Consider the following 1,110-nt stretch of genomic DNA (forward strand, 5'->3'; position numbering starts at 1 on the left):
CCTGGGCCTCGCCCTCGGCCTTCAGCGCGGCGGCCTTGGCCTCACCTTCGGCGCGCAGGATCGCGGACTGCTTCTCACCCTCGGCGCGCAGGATCTCCGACTGCCGGACACCTTCGGCCTGGAGGATCGCGGCGCGCTTGTCACGGTCGGCGCGCATCTGCTTCTCCATCGAGTCCTGGATGGAGGTCGGCGGCTCGATCGCCTTGAGCTCGACGCGGTTGACGCGGATGCCCCACTTGCCGGTGGCCTCGTCGAGGACGCCTCGGAGCGCGGCGTTGATCTCCTCGCGGGAGGTCAGGGTCCGCTCCAGGTCCATGCCACCGATGATGTTGCGCAGGGTGGTGACGGTGAGCTGCTCGATCGCCTGGATGTAGCTGGCGACCTCGTACGTCGCAGCCCTGGCGTCGGTCACCTGGTAATAGATGACCGTGTCGATGTTGACCACCAGGTTGTCCTGGGTGATCACCGGCTGGGGCGGGAACGGCACGACCTGTTCACGCAGGTCGATGCGGTTGCGGATGGAGTCGATGAACGGGACGACGATGTTGAGGCCCGCGTTCAGCGTTCTCGTGTAGCGGCCGAAGCGTTCGACGATGGCCGCGCTGGCCTGTGGGATGACCTGGATGGTCTTGATCAGGGCGATGAAGACCAGCACCACCAGAATGATCAGGACGATGATGATTGGTTCCATCGTGGTTCCCCGTACCCTTCATGCCTCGGCGAAGATCTTGCTGGTCGAGTCTGTCAGACCGCCGCACGGCCTGGGGGCCTTTCACATGACGACGGCCGTGGCTCCGTCGATCTCGACGACGTCCACTTCCTGGCCCGGCTCGTAGGCACTGTCCGTGTCGAGGGCGCGGGCCGACCAGATCTCGCCCGCGAGTTTGATGCGTCCGCCACCGGCGTCGACTCTTTCGACGACGACGGCGCTCCTGCCCTTCAACGCGTCGACCCCGGTGGCCAGTTCGGGCCGCTGGGAGCGGTGCCGGGTCGCGATGGGGCGTACGACGGCGATGAGCGCCACCGAGACCGCGGCGAAGACCACGACCTGAAGGACCGTGCCGCCGCCCAGGCCCGCGGTGACGGCGGCCGCGACGGCGCCCACCGCGA

The 1,110-nt window shown here is 67.4% G+C and carries 2 protein-coding genes; both read right to left on the reverse strand.

The genetic code is table 11. The features are described from left to right. Nucleotides 1-691: SPFH domain-containing protein (locus AOK22_RS38550; protein WP_055703281.1), on the reverse strand; the 691-nt coding region annotated here is incomplete at its 3' end. Between the two features lie 81 nt (nt 692-772). Then, nucleotides 773-1,110: NfeD family protein (locus AOK22_RS38555; protein WP_055703282.1), on the reverse strand; the 338-nt coding region annotated here is incomplete at its 5' end.

Origin of the sequence: Streptomyces silaceus (assembly GCF_001419745.1) — a bacterium.
GTDB lineage: Bacteria > Actinomycetota > Actinomycetes > Streptomycetales > Streptomycetaceae > Streptomyces > Streptomyces silaceus.